The sequence below is a fragment of the Blautia sp. ZXY-1-C6 genome (genome assembly GCF_056339875.1).
The window spans coordinates 45,231-61,018 of sequence record NZ_JBWJVQ010000242.1 but is presented as its reverse complement, the minus strand read 5'-3'; the positions used below and the strand labels follow the sequence as shown (position 1 = coordinate 61,018).

Sequence of the window (15,788 nt, the reverse complement as noted above, 5' to 3'; positions counted from 1 at the left end):
CCCACATTTGTTTGTTTAATTTGTCGTTCTTTATCTCGTTTACGATGATTTTATTGTAGCATTTATACAATCCAAAATATATAATCAGATATGCGGATTTTTCACGCCCGTATTCCTACAAATTGTATGAATGCATCTCAAGTATTGTGCCAACAGTAACCGGCAGCCATATAATAAATTTTAAAATCAACCGTAAATACACTTGTAACACAACTCTAAACACTGTATAATTTTGTACATACAGATATCAGATTTTAAAATCATTTGTGCACAATAAGACTTTTAAACCTGATTTATCTAAACATGAAGAAATACGATTTATATAACAGATCAACAGATTCCGAATGTTTTACAGTAAATATTTAACAGGTGGTGAACACAATGTTTTCAAAAAAATTATTAATACCTCTGCTATCGCTCAGCCTTCTTGTTACTCCTGCATACAGCAGTCATGCTGCTGAAAATGCAGAGGCCGCGGAAACATCCGTAGAAGGTCAGGGAATGCTTTCCCCTTCTTCATCTTCAGAGAGTTCTGAAAGCGTCTTTAACGGTTCCGGGGCAGGCACATCTTCAGAACCAGTCACAGATGAGAAACTGGAGACAATTTTAAAACAGGTTCAAAGTCAGCTTCCCGCTGAAAACGGAACCTGGGCTGTTTTCATATCCGATCTTGTAAATGGAACCGAGGGCAGTCTTAATGATCAGAAAATGCAGGCTGCAAGCCTGATCAAGCTCTATATCATGGGAGCTGTCTACGAGAATTATGATCAGATAACCGGACAATACGGCAGGGATTCTGTAGACTCCAATCTGTACTCCATGATCACAGTCAGCGATAATGATGCAGCCAATACCCTGACAACTTATCTTGGCGGCGGCGATTCCGCAGCAGGTATGCAGGCTGTCAACAGTTTCTGCCAGGCACATGGCTATGACCAGACTCACATGGGACGTATGCTCCTTGCCAGCAATGAGAATGATGATAACTACACATCTGTAGGAGACTGTGGTCATCTCCTGCAGGAGATTTATAAACAGGATACATCCGGCTACACCCATGCCGCTGATATGTTTAATCTGCTCAAGGCACAGACACGCTGTAACAAAATTCCCGCACAGCTTCCGGAAGGAGTCAAAACCGCAAATAAAACCGGAGAACTTGACAACGTGGAAAATGATGCCGGAATCATCTATGATTCCAAAAATGACGTAGTAATCGTATTTATGTCCCAGAATCTCTCAAGTGCCGGTTCCGCACAGAATACGATCGCTACCTTAAGCAGAACGATTTACGATTACTATAATTAAATAATGTACTCTCAAAGTACATAATAACCCAAAGGAGGGGTTCACTATGAAAAAAAGAAAAAATATTGCAATTCCCATGATTCTTGCAGCTACGATTGCTGCTGTATCTGTACCCTGCAGCTCACAGACCGTTATGGCATCTGACACTTATCAGGTAGGTGTAAGTAAAGGATATCTGGCTCTGCGCTCTGCCATGGATTATGATTCCTCCAACGAGATCGGCGAGCTGTATTCCGGTGATACTGTTGAAGTTACAGAATATACCACCAGTGATTACTGGTACGTCTATTCTCCAAAACTGAACTTATCCGGATACGTAAATAACGATTACCTGTATTTCCTCTCATCACAGCCGACAAGTTCGTCCGGTTCTTATACTGTCAGTGTTGCCAAGGGTTATCTGGCTTTGCGTTCTACAAAGGCTTATGACTCTTCCAACGAGATCGGACAGTTATACTCCGGTGATACTGTAACAGTTTCTGACAGCAGTGATCCTCAGTACTGGTATGTCTATTCTCCGAAACTGAACTTATCCGGCTATGTAAATAAAGATTACTTATATTACAGTGGCGATACTGCTGCCAGTGCACAGAGTTCTTCCGGAGATTCAAGGACTGTCAGTGTTGCCAAGGGTTATCTGGCTCTGCGTTCCGCAAAAGCTTATGATTCCTCCAATGAGATCGGACAGCTGTATTCCGGCGATACAGTTCAGCTTATCGACACCAGCGATTCCCAGTACTGGTACGTTTACTCTCAGAAGTTAGGAAAAAACGGATATGTAAATAAAGATTATCTGATTGGCGGAACAACCACATATGCCACCAGAACAGTCAGTGTTGCTACCGGTTATCTGGCTCTGCGCTCTGCGAAGGCTTACGACTCTTCCAACGAGATCGGACAGTTATATTCCGGCGATACAGTTCAGCTTGTGGATACAACTGATGCACAGTACTGGTATATTTACTCCCAGAAACTCTGCAAATATGGTTATGTAAATAAAGATTATTTATATTAATCTTTTTCGTAACACTATAAACAGTTACGCTTCTTTACATTCACTATATACAACAAAACAGAAAGGACTCACAGTTATGAGCCCCAAACGACAGGTTAACCATAACATTCGTAAACACTTTAACACAATCATTTACAATATTTCACGTTACGCGGAAATTGCTCTTTCTATGGTAATTCTGCTGGTGATCGCACTGGCAGGCTTCCGGCTGATCATGGAGGTTGCAGATACTTCTGTTATGTCCATGGATACAGAATTTTTCAGCACTTTCCTTTCCCAGGCTTTGTCTCTGGTAGTAGGCGTGGAATTTGTAAAAATGCTCTGCCAGCATTCCGCACAGACAGTTGTTGAGGTTCTGATGTTTGCCACAGCACGCCAGATGGTAGTCGAACACCTCGGGCCAGCAGAAACTCTTCTTGGCGTACTCAGTATCGCAGTTCTGTTTGCGATCCGCAAATATCTTATGACAGACAACGATGACATGAATGCTCATAACTGTCCGAAGAATACTGAAGAAAATTAAAGAAAACAAAAAACTGCATAGCAGATACGATCTGTAAATTCTACCGGTCGTATCTGATTATGCAGTTTCTTTTTATTTCCACATGCTGATAAACGGGCGTCTCAAAAAAAGTAATTTTATATGATATATTCTATAGTTATGGTTATCAGCATGATGGGCGCTTATTTAATAATTACCACTAAAGAACTTACTGTCCTTCGGCAGTTCATAGCCCTTGAAGTAAGAGTCAAAATCAACCTTCAGATAATTGCAGAGGTTGGCAAGCTCAACCATAGTGTTGTCATTTACAGGAATGCCATTCTCTCTGCGCTCTTTTTCTGCAAATACTTCCTTCTCACCATGAGTATAAATCTGCTCTGCGCCTTCTGCCTTTGGACTCTGACGAAGAGTTTCCAGATATTCGGAAAAATGTGCCCTGATATCATCTGCATTTCCGAAGATTGCGGGATCAATGGCAGCAAATCCATGACAGATACCTGTCTTGTCTTTAAATGTACAGCATTTATCAGAAGTAACACCCATGGAAAAGATGGAGCTGAAAATCTCGCAGAGCATTCCATAACCGTAACCCTTATGACTTCCGTTTACCTCTTTATTACCACCAAGTGGCATGATTCCGCCGCCCCTCTTGGCAACAATATTGGCAAGTACATCCGGGGCATCTGTGCTTTCCTGACCATTTGCTCCCAGAGCCCAGCCCTGTGGAAGTGGTTTTCCCATCTTATTATACATTTCCAGTTTTCCTCTGGTAACTACTGTTGTGGAGCAGTCAAAAAGGAATGGATAAGGTTCTGCCGGCATTGCCACTGCAATGGGATTGGAACCAAGCATTGCTTTTCGTCCAAAGGTAGGTACCATGATTGCTTCCGAGTTGGTACATGCCATACCAAGTAAGCCCTGTTTGGAAGCCATTTCCGCATAATATCCTGCAATACCGAAATGATTGGAGTTTCTTACAGATACAAATCCAACACCTGTTTTCTTCGCCTTCTCAATAGCTTTCTCCATTGCAAAATGGGAAATCAGCTGTCCCATACCGTCATGTCCGTCGATCACTGCTGATACAGGTGTCTCAAATACGACCTCAGGTTTCGCATCCGGATGGATGGTTCCCTTCTCAATTCCTTTATCATATCTTACCATTCTCTGCATTCCATGACTTTCAATCCCGTACAGATCTGCGGTAAGCAAAACATCCTTGATGATATTCGTCTCTTCTTCATTAAAACCAAATTTACGAAATACGTCGTGGCAAAAAGTATTTAATGTGTCATAACTCCATTTTACATATCCCATAACTGTAAAATCCCTCCATTCAAGTATTACTCATTCCGTTTTTGGTATTACCAATTTGTTAAGTTGATTATACCACTCTCATTTTCAAAGTGCAATACGTTTTTTATTTTTTTCAGTATTTCTTATGTTACTGTATTATTGTTCCCTGGTAATATCCCGAGGCATGCAAGCCAAAATGTTACTGTTCACTCCGTTCTCAGCAACACGCTTTGCAAACTCAATTTATGCTAATCGCATAAATTCGCACGGTATGTCTCGGGTTTTCTGTGACCTTCGCTCACAAAAAACACCTCGCGGGATATCACCAGTGAACAGTAACAATTCATTCCAGATTGCCTGCGGCAATTGGACATCTTCTCTTGTTTTTCTAAAACTGCCGTAATATACTATGTACAGGCAATCCTGCCTGCAGGATTGCCTGCTCATTTAATAAATAATAGATTACTGCTCACTTCCGCACCTGTAATATATTTCACAGAACAACTCTGCGGCGGCAGTAACAGAAAAGGAACATTACTATGATTCAGGATATCGCACCACACACTTACCACAACGAATACAAACCTTCTGCCCCGGATAAGAACAGTTTTATCCTTGCCTACGAAAAAGGCAGTATTCTTCTTCCACATCAGGAACGGGAAGCAGATATTTATTTTCCACGTTTTCAGGATCTGGAGGAAAAAGTTTCAGATCTCTACAGCAAGTATATTTATCTGTTTTCTATCGATGATCAGCGTTTCTATCTGATCCCGGAATTGGATACCACCCTTCTTCCAGATTACGAATTCCAGGATATACGAAATCTTCGGACAGCCCGACCACAGCATCTGGCATTTGCAGGAGTTACAGGACATCAGCTTTTCCAGTGGTACAGCAAGCGCCGGTTCTGCGGCTGCTGTGGAAAGCCAATGCTGCACAGCCAAAAAGAACGTATGATGGAATGCCCTTCCTGCGGCAATCAGGAGTACCCTGTCCTGTGTCCTGCAGTAATCGTAGGAATCACAAACGGAGATAAAATCATTCTTTCCAAATATGAGGGCCGCAGATTTAAGCGTTACGCCCTTATCGCAGGCTTTGCAGAAATCGGAGAAACCATTGAAGAAACTGTTCACAGAGAAGTAATGGAGGAAGTTGGCCTTAAGGTAAAGAATCTCCGCTATTACAAAAGCCAGCCATGGTCCTTCAGCGGTACCCTGCTTTTCGGATTCTTCTGTGATGTGGACGGCGATGATACCCTGACCGTTGACCATGAAGAGCTCTCCATGGCACAGTGGGTAGAACGTGATAAAATCCCGGATCAGGGCAATAATATCAGCCTGACCAAGGAAATGATGATGCTCTTCCGTGATGGAAAAGAACCCAGATAAACAATATTCTATATCAGAAAAAGCTCATAGAATATTTTTCCCTATTATGCTAAAAGGATACATACACGGTAATGTTACTGTGCATGTATCCTTTTCGTTTCTCTGTAAAATTGCTTCACTATATTCTCAAAAATATTTCTGATTACTCTTCACGCCGCACTCCCGCTGCCAAATCCACGGCTTCTGTGGCTTCCATTACATTCCTGCTCAAATTCTTTCAGTTTCCGTCTTGCTTCCGGTGTCAGATTTGTCGGAACTTCAATCTGTACAGTTGCATATTCATCACCGTGTACCGACGGATTATTCATTGCAACGATACCTTTGCCTCTCAGACGTATCTTCATTCCGGACTGAGTACCCGGTTTAATGTTACAGAGAACATCACCGTAAATAGTGTGAACCTTCGCCTCACCGCCAAATACTGCTGTTGTAAATGGGATATTTACAGTTGTATAAACATCTCTGCCTTCCCGTTTATATCCCAGTTTATCCTGAACATTTACTTTCAGAAGCAGGTCACCGGCTTCACCTCCGCCGACTCCCGGATATCCTTTTCCTTTAAGTCTGATAGATTTACCGGATTCAATACCTGCCGGAATATTGACTTCGTAATTCTGGACGCCACCGTTGCTGCTCTGCAGGCGAATAACCTTCTTACCGCCAAAAGCAGCTTCATCAAAGCTGACAGTAACCTCTGCATGAAGATCCTCACCTTTACTGCTGTAAGAACCACCAAAGCCCTGACTGCGGAAATCACTTCCACCTGTACCAAAGCCACTGCCGAAGCTGCCAGTTCCATTGCTTCCGAATCCGTCAAAACCACTTCCGTGAAATCCACTGCCACCGAAACCGCTGCTTCCAAAACCACCGGATGATTTACTCTTCTTAAATCCACCACCAAAGATGTTCTTCAGGATATCATCCATATCTTCGCCATTCTCAAAATGATATTCATGATAACCATTGCCATCACTGTACGAGCCATGGAAACCACCGCCAAATGGATTGCCCTGTGCTCCGCCAAAGCCACTGCCAAAAGGACTTCCCTGTGCGTTTCCATAATTACCGGCACCTTCTTCAAAAGCAGCGTGGCCAAACTGATCATACAGTTTACGTTTCTTCTCATCACTCAGAACATCATAGGCTTCATTTACTTCCTTAAAATGCTCTGCTGCCGAAGCATTTCCCTCATTACTGTCCGGATGATATTTCTTGGCCAGTTTTCTGTATGCTTTCTTAATCGTTGCTGCATCTGCGTTTTTGTTCACGCCAAGAACTTCATAGTAGTCTCTTTTCAATATCATCACCTTCCCTCATAAACACATTCTAACGCAATCATTCCTGACTTCATATTTCTGCAATCCTCATTATGCAAACAACGGGAAGCCAAAAGATTTGACCTCCCGTTGCTGTAACTTAACATCTATTATCCTTCAATGGAGATGCTGTGCTTCTGTTCCACTGCTGGCTTTGCTTCTTTCTTCGGAACAAATAATGTCAGGATACCATGTTTGAATTCTGCTTTGATGTCGTCCTGATGTACTTCTTTACCTACATAGAAGCTACGACTGCAGGCACCTGAATAACGTTCTCTGCGGATATAACGTCCTGTCTCTTTTTCCTTCTCATCTTTATCCAGGCCTTTCTCTGCACTGATGGTCAGATAACCATTTTCAAGTGCTGCATGAACTTCATCTTTCTTAAATCCTGGAAGATCTACAACCAGTTCGTATCCGTTATTCATTTCCTTGATATCAGTTTTCATTACATGATTTGCTTTATGTCCATAAAGTTTCTTCTCTGCATCTTTCATTGCTCTGTCATCATAATAGAATGGGAAATCTCCAAAAAAGTCATCAAATAAATTTTCTCCAAAAATACTAGGCATTAACATAAGTCATATCTCCTTTTCTAATATATTTTATATATGTCAAATCTGTTCACCAGATTTACTTTCCAAATCTATCTTTACAGGTTTTTTCAACCTTTTATCTTCAATCTTTTAGCGCAAGCTTTTATTTTTATATCTGTTTTTAATCTCTGGCTGACCCTCAACGGGTCAGTCAGAATATTTTTATTCATCAGCCTTCAATGGCAATTGTTTTCTTCTGTTCTACTGCTGGTTTTGCTTCTTTCTTTGGTACAAATAATGTGAGGATACCATGTTTGAATTCTGCTTTAATGTCTTCTTTCTCAACTTCTTTACCTACATAGAAGCTACGGCTGCAGGCACCTGCGTAACGTTCCTTACGGATATAACGTCCTGTCTCTTTCTCCTGCTCATCTTTGTCCAGACCTTTCTCAGCACTGATAGTCAGATAACCATTCTCCAGATCAGCCTTAACTTCATCTTTGGTAAATCCAGGAAGATCTACGACCAGTTCATAACCTTTATCAGTTTCCTTGATATCGGTTTTCATTATATGGCTGGCTCTGCGTCCGTAAAGTTTCTTCTCTGTATCTTTCATTGCTCTGTCATCATAATAAAATGGAAAATCTCCAAAAAAGTCATCAAATAAATTTTCTCCAAAAATACTCGGCATCAACATAAGTCATCTCTCCTTTTCTATACCGTTCATCTACATGTGATGGACTCTCAGTTATGCATCTTTACCTTGTTTCTTTGGAACTTAGGTTATCAGGAATCTCATAGAACTTATTTCTTTGTTCTCTTTTTGTTCCCCTTCCTTTGTTCTAGCTGTAATATAACACTTATTATTAGCACTGTCAAGAGGTGAGTGCTAATTATTTTGTGAAGAATTTGTGAACGCTACGAGCCATGCAAAATAGCAAAAATAACGCCCTGCAAGTTTACTTGCAAGGGCGTCTATTTTTGCTATTTTATAGGGCGACAGCGAGGGAATAAATTCCCTCGCTGTGCATGGCGTAACATTCTCTTTCGCACTCAATTTTCTTGATTTGACCACATTTTTACGACAAATTCTTGGAAAAATATATTCGTCTGATTTTCTTACCACATTTTACGACAACGGCTTATGGTTTATACCACAGCAGGTACAGTTTCCGGCAGATTCATTTTAGACATCTCATTTTCCACGTGAGACTTCTCTGCAATATGATTGTAGACATTCATTGTGATCTGTGCATCTGAATGTTCTTCGCTCCGCTACGGTCGGTGCTAAACGGATGTCCACATTACTCTGTTTTGTTGTATACTATTCTGCCGTAATATTTATTCTACGATCTTACAGTTATCGTTCTTATGTAATACAAGCTCATACTGTGAGATTTGTGTCATTTTCGACTTATTATCCAGATACTTCACAGACACACTGACCTTGAGGTTATCGCCATCTTTGCTAAAGACAGGGTTTACCAGTTCTGAAAATACATAGTCGCCAGAAACAGGAGCAAGCACTCCGTCTTTGACATAATAGGCAAGTTCCTTTTCCGCAGCTGTCGGGTACAGCTTAAAGAATGTTTCCAAGAAAACGGTAGCGTCCTTGACTGTATCAGAGCTGACACGACGGACATCGGTTTCCTGTTCTTTCGGCTCATGCTTTGATTTCTGTACTGCTGGAGCAAGTGTCGGATTCTGGGTAATGGCCATTGCACCGTCCTTATCCACATGAACGGTCACGCTGGCTGTCATTGGCATTAAGACTGAACATACTCATTAGTTCTCCGAGCTTCATATAGATTCCGACAAAACACATTATTCCCAGTCAGCTCAATCACCTTTGCATTTTCCAAAACCACTTCATCCAGTTTATCCTCAAATTTCTTATCTTCATCGTACCAGAAAATGATACGACGCTGATAAAACTCAGGCAGAAATACAGCAAATCTGCGATTTAAATCTTGTATTATTTTGTCTGTATCCATGCTGCATTATCTTCCCTCTGTACTTTCAAATATATGGTACTTATCGCTACACCTGCATAAATTTCTTCTATAATCATGGTTCTCTTTCCTTCTTTATCCAAGATCTGGTTGTTGACAAAAAATAGCTTACCTCATATAATGAGTATAGGTTTATAGTGCATCCGTGATGGTGTCTGTTTACAGATGCTATGTTGCCTGTATTCCAGCTGTCCGGGGTCTCCGTGATGGTGTCTGCTTGCAGATGCTTGAATCACGGGGTCTTTTTTTGTCCATATTCCAGAAAATCATATATCCTAATCATTCTGTGAAGATTACTACGATTCGGACTATCTAAAGAACTTAAAATATTGTTGTTCTCTGTAAATATTGCTTGCAAAATACTTCGATACTGATTTACATCTATTTTTTCTTCTGGCATACACCCAAGCAAACGAATTGCCTTCATTAAACTATCTTTTTCTTGTGTCCATACTTCCCATGCTGTTCTTTCTCCAATTGCAGAACGATTACGTTTAATTGTTGATTCTGTGACAATTTCAGTATATGAATGTGGGGCTTTTTCTTCTGCCAATTCGCTTTTCATATTAGATTTTGAAATATAATACCACACCGGCAATTTCCAGGAATTTTGTTTTGCAAGCTCTGGATAAACAAATTCTAATAATTGCTCGCATGAATATAACGAATCGTGTAAAATAATGTTTCTATACCATTGTTCAGAATTTACTGCTCTTGCTAAACCATATACACCGGTCGTTGTTAAACCAATCGAAAGTGCAAGCATATTTTCATCAATACGACCATCTTCCAATGAAATCCAGATTATATTCAACAAAAATAAATCTTTTTTGTAAAATTTCTATTTTATCCAATGGCAAACATTCCACAACATCGCTAAGAATCGCCTGAATATCTGAATCTGAAATAGAGTAACCTATGAAAATAATCGGATATTCCATAAAAATCGTCATCAATTTTGCGGCAAGATATTTTCCTTTGTCATAAAATTTCTGATAATCTGCTTTGTTAATGACAATGGATTCTGGATTTTGTACAGAACCATGAATTTTATAGATTTCCGCAATTCCTTGCAACTGTGAAAATACTAGTATAATCCGTTTTAATTAGTTTTCTGTTTTGGCAGACTTTTTAGGACTGCGTTTTATAGGCTTAGGTGCACGTTTACAACTCAGTTCTTCCGATGCCGCCTTGGCATTGACAACTTCATACACAATCTGGTCAATATCCTCTGTAGCTAGGTCGATACTATCGAGATTATAAGACCCATGGTATGGAATAGGAATCTGATTAATCTCATCAAAGTATTTATAAATCCGCTCCGACAGTTCTTCCTTGCTAGCAACACGTATACCTTGAAGCATTTGCTTTGTGAGTTTGCTGAAAAAACCTTCTACCAAGTTAAGCCAGAAACCATGAGTTGGTGTGAATACAAACTCAAACCTTCCTAAATGGTTATTTAAATATCGCTGTGTTTCCTGCGATGTATGTGCCGAATGGTTGTCAAGGATGAGACGTATTTTATCACCTTCAGGATATTTTGCATCCAACCGTGTTAGGAACTCCACAAAATCTGAACTTTTGTGGGTATCACTCACCAGTGGGATTGCCTCTCCTGTAAGAAGATCTATCGCCGCCAGTAACGATATAGTACCATAGCGGATATACTCATAATCCCGCATATAGCTGCTGCCTTTCTCTGTATTACTAATCGGCGGCAGATCTGGAGTTGTGGAGCCGATTGCTTGTATTCCCGGTTTCTCGTCATAGGATAACGTATGGACAGGGGTTCCCTCAAAAGGTAGCAGATTCCCGTCTTTATCAAACTGCAGTGAAACCTGCTTATAAATTACAAGGACATTGTGCATCTTTGAATCGAAATCAGGATCCCTTTTTTCGCAGTAATATGTGACTTTAAAAGGACGGATTTTGGCATTGGCAAGAATTTTCCTGAGAGAAAATTCTGAAACATGTTCTAACCTTGGATGCCCTTCCTTCACAGCAATAGACTGTATAAAACGAGTAAAGCTGGCGGGATACCAAAATTCAGCAGAAAAACCGTAATCCAGCGGCTTCTGGCAGGCTTTATTGACCACCCATGTGATGTCATCATCGGATATTTCCTGCTTGCGACCTTTTCCTTTGCAATCGTTTAAAGCATTATCAATACCGCCAGCAAAATATTTCTGGAGACATAAGCGGACGGTAGGCACGGTTATATCAAGCTTGTCGGCAATGGCTTCATTGGTATAAGAATCACTTTTTAATAACAAAATCTTTGCCCGGATATATTTTCTGGCTTCCGTTGTTGGACATCGAAGAAGACACTCTAAAGAGTTTTTTTCATCCGTTGTAAGCTTCAGCACTTTTACTGTATTTGGCATCGTATCATTCCCCTTTCATTATGGGAATAGTATACCATACTTCAAACATAAAGACAATTAAAATGGATTATACTAGTTCTTTAATAATTCATATTTAATAACATGGATTATTAATAGCAACGGTTTGTCCAGTATGGGATTTACCATATCTGGTTTTCCTATTTTCTGATGTCCGGAGATAGAAATTTCCTATGACCTGATTGTCCAAAATTGGACTATCCACCCTTAGGCACTTCTCTTCTCCACTTAATCATTTTCTTCTCCTAATGGAACTTCCCGGATAATATATTCGGTATCGCCATAAAAGCCATACTCATTACGCAATCTATGACGTTCCACATATCCATGATGCTCTAATTCCTTAATTGCAGAACGAACAGAATCAATCCCATCTCTGCTCAATGTTGCCAGTCCTTGCATATTGTAATTCCAGTCATCTGGCAAACTTAACATCAGCGATAATAGACCTTTCGCTTTCAATGTCAGATTCTTATTCTTGAAATGGTGATTACTCATTACCGTAAAATTCTTAGTTCTCTCTACACGAAAAATCTGTGCCATGCTCCCCACTTCCTTTCCAGACAGAAAAAGACGCAAGCCATATTCTTATGACTCACGCCTTTCTGCATAACTTACTTTTCTATTCTTCTGTTTCCAATTCCAATCTCTGTAAAATATCTCTTACAATACCTGCATCTTCAATCAGATTAATTCCAAAACATTTTTTACCTGCATCCTTCAAAGACGCACCCACATGATATGCTTTCGTTTTATCAAGAATTAAAAAACGATCATGAAATGCTCTTGTGTACTTCACATCCAGTTTAGGATACTGTGCATTAAAGTTATCTACATCTGTTTGAGATAATTTTGTCCGTTGCTGTGTATAAACTGTCACCGCCACATTTTCTTTCTTCTTTGACAAAATATTTAATGTTCCTACATCCACATATCCATCTACCAGAACAATTTCCATTTCTGCTTTCTGAATCAGTCCTATCAATAAGCTGAATGCATCATATATCTGACCATCAAAAAATATCTTTTGATTAGACTCCTCATGATCTGATATGTACTCAAAAATCTGTTCCAGTTTTTCATCTGTCTTTTTCTGATATTCCAGTTGTTTTAGCTCAACGTTACTAATCCTTTCAAACAAAAGTGCATTGTTGGCTATAAACCGTCGCATTTCTACAAATGCACGCATAATACCTATACTTACATTAATTGCCACCTCGCTATGCAATACACTTGCAAGCATGGATATTCCCTGCTCTGTAAATACATACGGTAATGTACGTCTGCCACCATAACCATTTTCTGTTCCACTGCCATTTGAGGTGCCAAATTGGCATTTCAAGTTTTCATATTCATCTTTTGTAAGCTGAAATCGAAAATCTTCTGGAAATCTGGCAATATTTCTTTTAACGGCTCTGTTTAACGCTCCCGTTTCTACCTGATAAAGCATTGCCAGATCACTATCCACCATGACTTGTTTGTTTCTTACTACATAAATCAGATTTTCAACGTCCGGTGGCATGATTTCAACTATTTGTGTTTCCACTGGTTCCATTTCTCTTACTTTCTGATCCGCCATTCCATCTCCTCTATAACTTGAAATGCCAGACTGGCATTTCAAGTTACTTTACCGCACAATCATTTCTTATGAGTTCCCAAAATCCATGTTCCCATTTTACCCTATTTTTCTCATTCTGCCTACTGCTATTTTTCATACAATAATGAGGTCGCAATCCACGACCTCATCACCTTCATTTAAACATAAATCAATTCATTGAGAATAATCTCTTCTGCAATTGCTTTGTGTTGATTAGCAGCTCTTACCCAGGCAATCTGATCTTTCTCTTTATCCGGCAATGGTTCTTTTTCTTCTAACTGTTTCAGTATTACCTCTTCCCGTTCTCTGGCTGCCTTGTCCACTTCCAGAAGATGCTCTCCAATGGTATCCTGTAAAAGCATCATCTGATAGGTTGAATTTCGATAGTTTTTCAGATAATCTCTGCGAAGAAAACCATACTTGCCAAGTTGCTCCATCTGCTCACCGGATTTATAGGTGAGATTCGGGATCAGATATCCATTTACATTTGTATACATTAATTCCATTTTATTAGCACTCTCCATTTCTCATCATTTTTTGACCACAAATTTACGACATTTACGACAAATCTGACACTGCTTTACAATACCAGACAAAATGACTGATGCCCCGGAAAGCCTGTAAAACAGGCACTTCTAGGATACACAAGACAGGACAAAAATCGACTTCCATTATCAAGAGGTGAGTGCTAATTATTTTGTGAAGAATTTGTGAACCTTGTGAAATCTTCATTGTACACTTTTCCAATTTGTGTTACACTCCCATTCCAAGCTAATACAACGCCCCATGGAGGATCAGTCCACGGGGCATTCTGAAATGTTTGATGTTAACGCTATCATTTTCCCTTGAGATATCGTTTTAATAAGAACGTACAGAAATATGGAAATGTATAAATCCCGTCTTCTATTCCAATATTACTGTCTGCAAGTTTTATTCCCCAGTGAATATCTCTATAAGAATCACCGGATATCAATTGCCTCAATGACTTAGACCGGTTCCTGTTCGCCTTCACTTCTACCGGAACCAACTCATCCTTTGTTCTTACAAAAAAATCTTCTTCCAAGGTAGCATTTTCTTTTTTATAGTAATATAGTCCAAGCCCCTGTTTCACAAACGCCTCTGCTACAAAATTTTCATATAAAGCACCTTTGTATACTCCAAGATTTTTATTCGCCCGAAGGTCTTCTTGTGCTTCCTCATCTAATGAAGCAATCAGCAATCCTGTATCTGGATAATAGATTTTGAATTTTGAGTCATCATAGTTTCCCTTTAATGGAAGCTCCGGATACTGCAGACAATAGCATACAGAAATCACACCTGCATCTTCGAGCCAGGTTATACATCCCATATATTCTCGACTTCTGGCTTTTTTGTCTATTTTACTTAATTGAAATTTTTTATTTTCTTTTGCAAGCTGTACAGGTACGTTCCGATAGACACTTACAATTTTAGTCTGATCCAGACCTTCAGCGTATTTTCTGATATCCTCTTCATAATCCATCTGGATCTGTCTCTGGATTTCCAGAGTATCTGTAAAAAGATTTTTTTCAATATATACTTTTACTACTGCAGGCATACCGCCAAGTACACAATATTCCAAAAACAATTTCTTATAAACTGATAATTCGGTTTCTGAAAATGGAGTTCTTGTCTTCATATGTTTCAGGATATCTTCAATGTGCTTCTCTGAGTATCCTTTTGCCCACAGAAATTCTTCAAAATCCATCGAAAACATTTCATAATCTGTTTTATATCCCACACTATTACTATGAATTTTTCTGTAATTGATTCCAAGCAAAGAACCACTGCATATGACATCAAATCTTCCATCTATCCTGAATGACTTCAGAGCAGTTGCAATATCCGGAAACTCCTGTAATTCATCAAAAATAATCACAGTGTCACCTGCTATAAATCTTTTTGATGTATCTATCATAGAAATATTTTTTATAATATCTTCAACAGCATATCCGTCACTTAATATTGTTTTATATTTAGGTTCCAGAACAAAATTAATACTCACAATATTACTGTAATTTTGTTCTGCAAAATGATTAATAGATTCCGTTTTTCCAATCTGCCTTGCACCTTTTATAATTAACGGAAGTCTTTCTTCATTTTTTTTCCACTCCAGCAGGTACTCATCTATCTTTCTTTTTAAATACATAAAACCCCCTCCTTTTTTCAAAGTTATCACGTTTTATGAGCTTTTGTCAATCTATTATTCACGTTTTATGAGCTTTTATTTATAATATTTTCACGTTTTTATATAAAAACGTGAACTACTTTTCTTAACTACCTTTATTTCTATACGTTAAGTCCCCACTCACTGCTCATTGCTTTTCGCAATCACGCAAAGTGCTTATTTGATTCAATAAAAAAATAAATGCAACCCCTATATCTCTTTTTTCCTGCT

At 39.4% G+C, this 15,788-nt stretch carries 16 protein-coding genes and 1 pseudogene; 4 read left to right on the top strand and 13 right to left on the bottom strand.

Annotated features, from left to right (window positions below):
* Positions 1 to 381: 381 nt before the first annotated feature.
* The 3 genes from AC075J_RS15800 (at position 382) to AC075J_RS15790 (ending at position 2,846) form a co-directional block, all read left to right on the top strand.
* The gene (locus tag AC075J_RS15800; RefSeq protein ID WP_055200262.1) at positions 382 to 1,308 is read left to right on the top strand and encodes a serine hydrolase; all 927 of its coding nucleotides are present in this window, start codon (positions 382 to 384) and stop codon (positions 1,306 to 1,308) included.
* Positions 1,309 to 1,354: 46 nt separating this feature from the next.
* On the top strand, positions 1,355 to 2,323 hold the full coding sequence (locus tag AC075J_RS15795; protein WP_055200264.1) for an SH3 domain-containing protein: 969 nt from the start codon (positions 1,355 to 1,357) through the stop codon (positions 2,321 to 2,323).
* Positions 2,324 to 2,399: 76 nt separating this feature from the next.
* Positions 2,400 to 2,846, top strand: a complete 447-nt coding sequence (locus tag AC075J_RS15790) for a phosphate-starvation-inducible PsiE family protein (protein WP_008705419.1) — start codon at positions 2,400 to 2,402, stop codon at positions 2,844 to 2,846.
* A 165-nt stretch (positions 2,847 to 3,011) separates the two neighbouring features.
* On the opposite strand, the gene AC075J_RS15785 is transcribed toward AC075J_RS15790, so the two are convergent.
* The gene (locus tag AC075J_RS15785; protein ID WP_055200266.1) at positions 3,012 to 4,142 is read right to left on the bottom strand and encodes an Ldh family oxidoreductase; all 1,131 of its coding nucleotides are present in this window, start codon (positions 4,140 to 4,142) and stop codon (positions 3,012 to 3,014) included.
* Between the two features lie 518 nt (positions 4,143 to 4,660).
* Between AC075J_RS15785 and nudC the strand changes: the two genes are divergently transcribed.
* The gene (gene nudC / locus AC075J_RS15780; protein WP_026649297.1) at positions 4,661 to 5,509 is read left to right on the top strand and encodes an NAD(+) diphosphatase; all 849 of its coding nucleotides are present in this window, start codon (positions 4,661 to 4,663) and stop codon (positions 5,507 to 5,509) included.
* 149 nt (positions 5,510 to 5,658) lie between these two features.
* On the opposite strand, the gene AC075J_RS15775 is transcribed toward nudC, so the two are convergent.
* The 12 genes and pseudogenes from AC075J_RS15775 to AC075J_RS15720 all read right to left on the bottom strand — a co-directional run bounded on the left by AC075J_RS15775 (position 5,659) and on the right by AC075J_RS15720 (position 15,539).
* A complete protein-coding gene (locus tag AC075J_RS15775) occupies positions 5,659 to 6,810 on the bottom strand; it encodes a DnaJ C-terminal domain-containing protein (protein ID WP_476390484.1) in 1,152 nt (383 codons plus the stop codon).
* 125 nt (positions 6,811 to 6,935) lie between these two features.
* Positions 6,936 to 7,403 (bottom strand): Hsp20/alpha crystallin family protein, encoded by a 468-nt coding sequence (locus tag AC075J_RS15770; protein WP_118330446.1) that lies wholly within the window; start codon positions 7,401 to 7,403, stop codon positions 6,936 to 6,938.
* A gap of 187 nt (positions 7,404 to 7,590) precedes the next feature.
* A complete protein-coding gene (locus AC075J_RS15765) occupies positions 7,591 to 8,058 on the bottom strand; it encodes an Hsp20/alpha crystallin family protein (RefSeq protein ID WP_008705428.1) in 468 nt (155 codons plus the stop codon).
* Positions 8,059 to 8,702: 644 nt separating this feature from the next.
* Positions 8,703 to 9,119, bottom strand: a pseudogene (locus AC075J_RS15760) (conjugal transfer protein); the annotation flags it as partial.
* Between the two features lie 8 nt (positions 9,120 to 9,127).
* Positions 9,128 to 9,355, bottom strand: coding sequence for a hypothetical protein (locus AC075J_RS15755; RefSeq protein WP_118338533.1), 228 nt, complete (start codon positions 9,353 to 9,355; stop codon positions 9,128 to 9,130).
* Positions 9,356 to 9,605: 250 nt separating this feature from the next.
* Positions 9,606 to 10,166, bottom strand: coding sequence for a hypothetical protein (locus tag AC075J_RS15750; RefSeq protein WP_182448118.1), 561 nt, complete (start codon positions 10,164 to 10,166; stop codon positions 9,606 to 9,608).
* Complete coding sequence (locus tag AC075J_RS15745; protein WP_182448119.1) at positions 10,147 to 10,449, bottom strand: SIR2 family NAD-dependent protein deacylase; 303 nt, start codon at positions 10,447 to 10,449, stop codon at positions 10,147 to 10,149. Before AC075J_RS15745 ends, AC075J_RS15750 begins: the two co-directional genes overlap by 20 nt.
* A gap of 30 nt (positions 10,450 to 10,479) precedes the next feature.
* Complete coding sequence (locus AC075J_RS15740; RefSeq protein WP_118338536.1) at positions 10,480 to 11,757, bottom strand: IS630 family transposase; 1,278 nt, start codon at positions 11,755 to 11,757, stop codon at positions 10,480 to 10,482.
* A 246-nt stretch (positions 11,758 to 12,003) separates the two neighbouring features.
* Positions 12,004 to 12,318 carry a helix-turn-helix domain-containing protein gene (locus AC075J_RS15735; RefSeq protein WP_019162573.1) on the bottom strand — a complete coding sequence of 105 codons (315 nt, stop codon included), beginning with the start codon at positions 12,316 to 12,318 and terminating at the stop codon, positions 12,004 to 12,006.
* Positions 12,319 to 12,397: 79 nt separating this feature from the next.
* The gene (locus AC075J_RS15730; RefSeq protein ID WP_118338537.1) at positions 12,398 to 13,354 is read right to left on the bottom strand and encodes an ORF6N domain-containing protein; all 957 of its coding nucleotides are present in this window, start codon (positions 13,352 to 13,354) and stop codon (positions 12,398 to 12,400) included.
* Positions 13,355 to 13,530: 176 nt separating this feature from the next.
* A complete protein-coding gene (locus AC075J_RS15725; RefSeq protein WP_118338538.1) occupies positions 13,531 to 13,878 on the bottom strand; it encodes a TnpV protein in 348 nt (115 codons plus the stop codon).
* A gap of 329 nt (positions 13,879 to 14,207) precedes the next feature.
* Complete coding sequence (locus tag AC075J_RS15720; RefSeq protein ID WP_118338539.1) at positions 14,208 to 15,539, bottom strand: ATP-binding protein; 1,332 nt, start codon at positions 15,537 to 15,539, stop codon at positions 14,208 to 14,210.
* Positions 15,540 to 15,788 lie beyond the last annotated feature (249 nt).

What these genes read in the sequence shown, in the direction of transcription:
- AC075J_RS15800 (WP_055200262.1), top strand. Translation starts at nt 382, where the DNA reads ATGTTTTCAAAAAAATTATTAATACCTCTGCTATCGCTCAGCCTTCTT.
- AC075J_RS15795 (WP_055200264.1), top strand. Translation starts at nt 1,355, where the DNA reads ATGAAAAAAAGAAAAAATATTGCAATTCCCATGATTCTTGCAGCTACG.
- AC075J_RS15790 (WP_008705419.1), top strand. Translation starts at nt 2,400, where the DNA reads ATGAGCCCCAAACGACAGGTTAACCATAACATTCGTAAACACTTTAAC.
- AC075J_RS15785 (WP_055200266.1), bottom strand. Translation starts at nt 4,142, where the DNA reads ATGGGATATGTAAAATGGAGTTATGACACATTAAATACTTTTTGCCAC.
- nudC (WP_026649297.1), top strand. Translation starts at nt 4,661, where the DNA reads ATGATTCAGGATATCGCACCACACACTTACCACAACGAATACAAACCT.
- AC075J_RS15770 (WP_118330446.1), bottom strand. Translation starts at nt 7,403, where the DNA reads ATGTTAATGCCTAGTATTTTTGGAGAAAATTTATTTGATGACTTTTTT.
- AC075J_RS15765 (WP_008705428.1), bottom strand. Translation starts at nt 8,058, where the DNA reads ATGTTGATGCCGAGTATTTTTGGAGAAAATTTATTTGATGACTTTTTT.
- AC075J_RS15755 (WP_118338533.1), bottom strand. Translation starts at nt 9,355, where the DNA reads ATGGATACAGACAAAATAATACAAGATTTAAATCGCAGATTTGCTGTA.
- AC075J_RS15740 (WP_118338536.1), bottom strand. Translation starts at nt 11,757, where the DNA reads ATGCCAAATACAGTAAAAGTGCTGAAGCTTACAACGGATGAAAAAAAC.
- AC075J_RS15735 (WP_019162573.1), bottom strand. Translation starts at nt 12,318, where the DNA reads ATGGCACAGATTTTTCGTGTAGAGAGAACTAAGAATTTTACGGTAATG.
- AC075J_RS15730 (WP_118338537.1), bottom strand. Translation starts at nt 13,354, where the DNA reads ATGGCGGATCAGAAAGTAAGAGAAATGGAACCAGTGGAAACACAAATA.
- AC075J_RS15725 (WP_118338538.1), bottom strand. Translation starts at nt 13,878, where the DNA reads ATGGAATTAATGTATACAAATGTAAATGGATATCTGATCCCGAATCTC.
- AC075J_RS15720 (WP_118338539.1), bottom strand. Translation starts at nt 15,539, where the DNA reads ATGTATTTAAAAAGAAAGATAGATGAGTACCTGCTGGAGTGGAAAAAA.